Below are 5,733 nucleotides of genomic sequence, written 5' to 3' on the forward strand. Positions count from 1 at the left end.
CACGGGAGAAAAAGAACTTTTTTAGATGGCACAGCGTTTATTTAAAGTAGCACGAGTTTCTTTTTCATTTTTTTAAAAAAGGGAACAATAATTATACCGCTTTTTTGAAAATAAAATTTCTATTTTTGATTAAATTATGAACCCCAATTATGAAGTTAAAATTAAGTTATTTTTTTTTATTCATTGCAACATCGCTTCATGCACAACAAATAAAATCGATTCAATTAAGACCCTTACAAGAAAAGGTTTTTACGTCGATTGTACCCTTGGGAACCGTTTTAGAATTATCTTTTGACGACCTAGATGCCGACAGCAAAAGCTATCAATATAAAATCGAACACATGACCAGTGACTGGAAGAAAAGCAGGATGCTGACCAGTCAATATATTGATGGTTTTGATCAAAACACTATTTTAGAAGTTACAAACTCCTTCAACACTTTACAAAGCTACACACATTATCGTGTGCAAATTCCAAATACAAATTCAATCATTACAAAAAGCGGCAACTACTTGCTTTCTGTCCTAAATGATTATGATGAGCTCGTTTTTTCGAGAAGATTTGTACTGTATGAACGGAGAGCCATCATTGGTGTATCTGTAGAAAGAAGTCGAAATACAAAGACCTCAAATTCACAACAAACCATTCAATTTTCTATCAATCATCCTACTTTACAAATTAATAACCCGAGACAAGAAATTAAAGTTGTGGTCTTAAAAAACGAGAACTGGAATGAAAAGATCACCAATTTACAGCCCACCTTCTTCAAAGTAAATCAACTATTATACACCTACACCAACAAAACAAATTTTTGGGGAGATAATGAGTACTATAATTTCGATACCAAGTTTCTTAGAAATAGAAGCTTAGGAATTCAACAGATAGAAAAAAAAGAGGTTTATCATCATTACCTCTACCCGGAGAATTACAATAAGTATAAAAAATATACCTATTTCCCAGATATTAATGGTCAGTTTGTAATACGAACCTTAGAAGCAAATGATGCAGAGATAGAAGCAGATTATGCAATGATGCATTTTTCATTGAATACCTATCAACCTTTTAGCGACAAAGAAGTTTATGTATATGGTGCATTTAATAATTTTGAGTTGACTCCTGAAAACAAAATGTCTTTTGATTCAGAAAATAATACTTACAGAGCAAGTTTTCTCTTAAAACAGGGTTTTTACAATTATAGTTTTGCCACAGTTGGTGAAGATAAGAAAGTAAATCTAAGGACGATTAATGGGTCTTTTTATGAAACAGAAAATCAATATACCGTGCTAGTGTACTATAAATCTTTTGGAGACGTATATGAGAGAGTGATTGGTGTGGGTACTGGTTTTCTTGATCAAAATAGATAGTTAAAATAATGTTGTTATTTTTAAACAAATAAGCTATATTTACTTCGATGGAAACGCAAATCACAAAAGGCATTAAAATCTCTGTTGAAACCACTTTTAAAGGTACAAGCTTGAGTAATCATACTTTGTATTATGCTTTCTCCTATGCAATCACCATCGAAAACAAATCCAATGAAACGGTGCAACTTACAGATCGATATTGGGAAATTTTTGACAGCTTAAATCAAATAGAAGTTGTAGCTGGAGAAGGCGTTGTTGGACAAAGTCCAATATTAAAACCCGGTGAAAAATACACGTACAGTTCGGGTTGTTTCTTAACCTCCAATATGGGCGCTATGAGAGGATTTTACTCCATGACAAATCAAGAAACCTTAGAGCAATTTAAAGTGATGATTCCCACGTTTCAACTTACAAATCCGTTACTCTTAAATTAAGAAAATAAATCAAAGAGTGTTCGCTTCAAAGGGTTTGAAGGTCTCAATTATAAAACTCTTTATTTTGTTTGTATTGTGTTAAAACACAATCGTTTTCTTAGAAATTTCTCCTTTTAAAATATCGTTATAAATAAGACAAATATCCTTCTCTTTTTTTACAGAAGTAACACTCACGGTTTCTACAAAATTACGCTTCATTTTTAAAGAAGTTTCTGGTGTTCCTTTGTCTGTTGATGTTTGGAAGTTTATAATTTCTTGTTGTTGAAACGTTTTGTTTTCTGATAACCAATCTGCAAACCAAGCACGCCTTGATGCTTTCATTTCTGCAGTGTACAAGGTAGAAGAAGACCAAATTTTAGGTTCTTGAGCCAGCTTTTTAAAATGTTTTGTGACACCATCCCAAACCAACTCATAGGTTGCTAAAGAGTTTTCCCAATCTACCAAAATCAAGGTAAACGGCTCTATATTATCAAATATAAAATTTTCTATACATACAACTGAATTTTCTGCTGATAGAATTTTTTTTACAACCAACCCCCTACTCATTGCATACGGTCCTTTTCGTTCATGAATTTCAAAACCACCATTCAACAAACACACCAATCTATTTTTCTCACTTAAACCGATCCAAGTTCCGCCAGCCAATTCGTCTTTTGGGTACACCAATGCGACTCCTTGCGCATCATATTTTGTGGGCGGAATCGTTCTTCGTATTGGACTTTCATCGCGGTTGGATGTTAGTATAAATTGATTATTTCCTAATGGAAGATAGGTAACTGTACACATTTTTTTAAATTTCTTTTTTAAAGCACCGAAAAATATACCTTGTGATTAAATATTGTAACTTTGTTGTCAAAATTAATAGATTAAAATTTAAATATACATAAAATGGCAAGAGGATTTTTTAACGTACCCAAAGCAGTCAATGAACCCGTAAAAGAATACGCTCCAGGATCTCCAGAAAGAGAGGAAGTATTGGCTACTTATAAAGAAATGTTTCACAGCAATATAGATGTGCCTATGCATATTAATGGTGAAGAAGTGAGAACAGGAAATACAAAAAACATTACGCCTCCTCATGATCATCAACATGTTGTTGGGCAATATCACACCGCAGACAAATCGCATGTAGACGCAGCAATTTCAACAGCTTTAGCAGCAAGAGAAGCGTGGTCTAACGTAAGTTGGACAGAACGTGCTACGATCTTTTTAAAGGCGGCAGAATTATTGGCGGGACCTTACAGAGCAAAAATGAATGCTGCAACCATGATTGCACAATCTAAAAATGTGTATCAAGCAGAAATTGATGCTGCTTGTGAAATGATTGATTTCTTCCGTTTTAATGTTCAGTACATGACAGACATTTTTAAAGACCAACCTGCTTCGGCTCCAGGAATTTGGAACCGTGTAGAATATCGTCCTTTAGAAGGATTTGTATACGCAATTTCTCCTTTTAACTTTACCTCTATTGCAGCAAATTTACCTGCAGCAGCAGCTTTAATGGGGAACGTTGTCGTTTGGAAACCTTCAGATCATCAAGCCTATTCTGCACAAGTAATTGTAGATCTATTTAAAGAAGCTGGTTTACCAGATGGTGTCATCAATGTAATTTATGGAGATCCAGTAATGATTTCTGATACGGTATTGGCTTCTCCAGATTTTTCTGGATTGCACTTTACCGGTTCTACGCATGTATTCAAAAACCTATGGAAACAAATAGGAAACAATATTCACACCTATAAAACCTACCCAAGAATTGTTGGAGAAACTGGTGGGAAAGATTTTGTATGGGTTCACAATTCTTCAAATTCTTTACAAGTTGCCACTGCAATTACAAGAGGAGCTTTTGAATATCAAGGACAAAAATGTTCTGCAGCATCTCGTGCTTACATTCCTGCTTCTATGTGGGAAGATGTAAAAGAACATTTGATAACACAGGCAAAGGAAATTAAAATGGGTTCTCCAGAAGATCCTTCTAATTTTGTAAATGCAGTAATACACGAAGGTTCTTTTGATAAAATCGCACATTTTATTGATGCAGCAAAAGCAGATAAAGATGCCGATGTAATTATTGGTGGTGGACACGACAAATCTGTTGGATACTTTATTGAACCAACGGTTATCGTAGCAAAGTCACCAACCTATGCAACCATGACTACAGAGCTATTTGGCCCAGTAATGACCATCTTTGTTTATGAAGATGCAGAATGGGAAGCTTCTTTAAAATTAGTAGATGAGTCTACAGAATTTGCGCTTACCGGTGCTATTTTCTCTACCGATAGATACATTGTAGAAAAGGCTTCAAAAGCATTGGAAAATGCTGCTGGAAACTTCTACATTAATGACAAACCAACAGGAGCTGTTGTTGGACAACAACCTTTTGGAGGCGGAAGAGCATCAGGAACAAATGACAAAGCAGGGTCTGCACAAAACTTATTGCGTTGGACTTCAGTTCGATTGATAAAAGAAACGCTTGTAACCCCAACAGATTATAAATATGCTTTTTTAGGGTAATTATAAATCCAATCACTTTTTTAAAAAACCACCTCAAAATTTGAGGTGGTTTTCTATTTGGATCCATTTGAAAAAATCCTCGAAAAAATAAATATTTAATTTAAATTTTTTATCCCCAATTTTAGTAATTACATTTGGGTAATCAAACTTTTTAAAAATTTTCAAATGACTAAAAAAACCTTATCTCAACTATTACTAGTTGCATTCGTTTTTGGTTTCTCTCTTGATGCAGATGCGCAATTCTGGAAAAAGAAAAAACCCGCTGTTAAAACGACCCCGAAACCCAAGCCTAAACCTAAAAAAGGAGCTATTCAACCCTATGGAAAAGTAGTCACAAAAAAACATAAAACGGACGAAGGTTTATTTAAAGTTCATACAAAAGACGACACCTATTTATTCGAAATCCCAGATTCTTTATTGAAAAGAGAAATGTTAATGGTTACTAGAATTGCCAAAACAGCTTCTGGAATTGGATTTGGTGGTGGAAAAACCAACACACAAGTGTTGCGTTGGGAAAAGAAAAACAAACAAATTTTACTAAGAGTCGTTTCTTATGACGTAGTTGCAGATACGATCTTACCAGTTCATGAAGCGGTCGTAAATTCAAATTTGGAACCTATTTTATTTTCGTTTCCAATAAAAGCGTTTAGTAAAGATTCTACTGCTTCAGTAATTGATGCAACATCTCTTTTTACAACCGACGTTAAACCTTTAGGTTTTCCATCTCGTAGAAGAAAATCGTATCAAATTACAAGAATGGACAAAAGCCGTTCTTATGTAGAGCGAGTAAGTAGCTACCCAGAAAACATCGAAGTAAGACATGTAAAAACGTATTTTGCCAACAAAGCTCCTTCAAACAGTGCTTTAGGATCTATTACTTTAGAAATGAGTAACTCAATGATATTACTTCCTAAGGTACCGATGAAACGTCGTTATTTTGACGAACGCGTTGGATGGTTTGCAAGAGGTCAAACTGACTACGGATTAGACGCTCAAAAAAGCAAAAATGTAACCTATTTAGACCGTTGGAGATTGGAAGTGAAAGATGAAGATCTTGAAAAATTTAATCGCGGTGAATTGGTAGAACCTAAAAAACAAATTGTTTATTATATTGATAGAGCTACGCCAACAGAATGGGTGCCTTACATTAAACAAGGGATCAACGATTGGCAAGTGGCTTTTGAAGCGGCAGGATTTAAAAATGCCATTGTCGCAAAAACACCTCCTACCAAAGAAGAAGATCCAGAATGGTCTCCAGAAGATGTACGCTATTCAGTAGTTCGTTACTTAGCTTCTCCAATACCAAATGCAAACGGGCCTCATGTGAGCGACCCTCGTTCTGGAGAAATATTAGAATCAGACATCAACTGGTACCACAATGTAATGACCTTATTACACAACTGGTATTTCATTCAAACAGC

5 protein-coding genes are annotated in these 5,733 nt (G+C 34.8%); 4 read left to right on the forward strand and 1 reads right to left on the reverse strand.

Translation table 11 applies throughout. The annotated features are described in order from the left end of the window. Window positions 1-149 precede the first annotated feature (149 nt). Complete coding sequence (locus ABF281_RS08835; RefSeq protein WP_271861133.1) at window positions 150-1,364, forward strand: DUF5103 domain-containing protein; 1,215 nt, start codon at window positions 150-152, stop codon at window positions 1,362-1,364. 47 nt (window positions 1,365-1,411) lie between these two features. Continuing rightward, on the forward strand, window positions 1,412-1,798 hold the full coding sequence (gene apaG, locus ABF281_RS08840; protein ID WP_347181314.1) for a Co2+/Mg2+ efflux protein ApaG: 387 nt from the start codon (window positions 1,412-1,414) through the stop codon (window positions 1,796-1,798). 78 nt (window positions 1,799-1,876) lie between these two features. Here the strand turns inward: apaG and ABF281_RS08845 are convergent, their stop codons facing one another. After that, window positions 1,877-2,584 carry an NRDE family protein gene (locus ABF281_RS08845; RefSeq protein ID WP_271861131.1) on the reverse strand — a complete coding sequence of 236 codons (708 nt, stop codon included), beginning with the start codon at window positions 2,582-2,584 and terminating at the stop codon, window positions 1,877-1,879. Between the two features lie 102 nt (window positions 2,585-2,686). Between ABF281_RS08845 and pruA the strand changes: the two genes are divergently transcribed. Both pruA and ABF281_RS08855 read left to right on the forward strand, forming a co-directional pair. After that, window positions 2,687-4,312: an L-glutamate gamma-semialdehyde dehydrogenase gene (gene pruA / locus ABF281_RS08850; RefSeq protein WP_347181315.1), complete on the forward strand. Its 1,626-nt coding sequence runs from the start codon at window positions 2,687-2,689 to the stop codon at window positions 4,310-4,312. 165 nt (window positions 4,313-4,477) lie between these two features. After that, window positions 4,478-5,733: DUF5117 domain-containing protein (locus tag ABF281_RS08855; RefSeq protein WP_347181316.1), on the forward strand; the 1,256-nt coding region annotated here is incomplete at its 3' end.

Origin of the sequence: Wenyingzhuangia sp. (genome assembly GCF_039768515.1) — a bacterium.
GTDB lineage: Bacteria > Bacteroidota > Bacteroidia > Flavobacteriales > Flavobacteriaceae > Wenyingzhuangia.

Excerpts from the sequence above, each read along its gene's own strand:
- ABF281_RS08835 (WP_271861133.1), top strand. The coding sequence starts at position 150 with ATGAAGTTAAAATTAAGTTATTTTTTTTTATTCATTGCAACATCGCTT.
- apaG (WP_347181314.1), top strand. The coding sequence starts at position 1,412 with ATGGAAACGCAAATCACAAAAGGCATTAAAATCTCTGTTGAAACCACT.
- ABF281_RS08845 (WP_271861131.1), bottom strand. The coding sequence starts at position 2,584 with ATGTGTACAGTTACCTATCTTCCATTAGGAAATAATCAATTTATACTA.
- pruA (WP_347181315.1), top strand. The coding sequence starts at position 2,687 with ATGGCAAGAGGATTTTTTAACGTACCCAAAGCAGTCAATGAACCCGTA.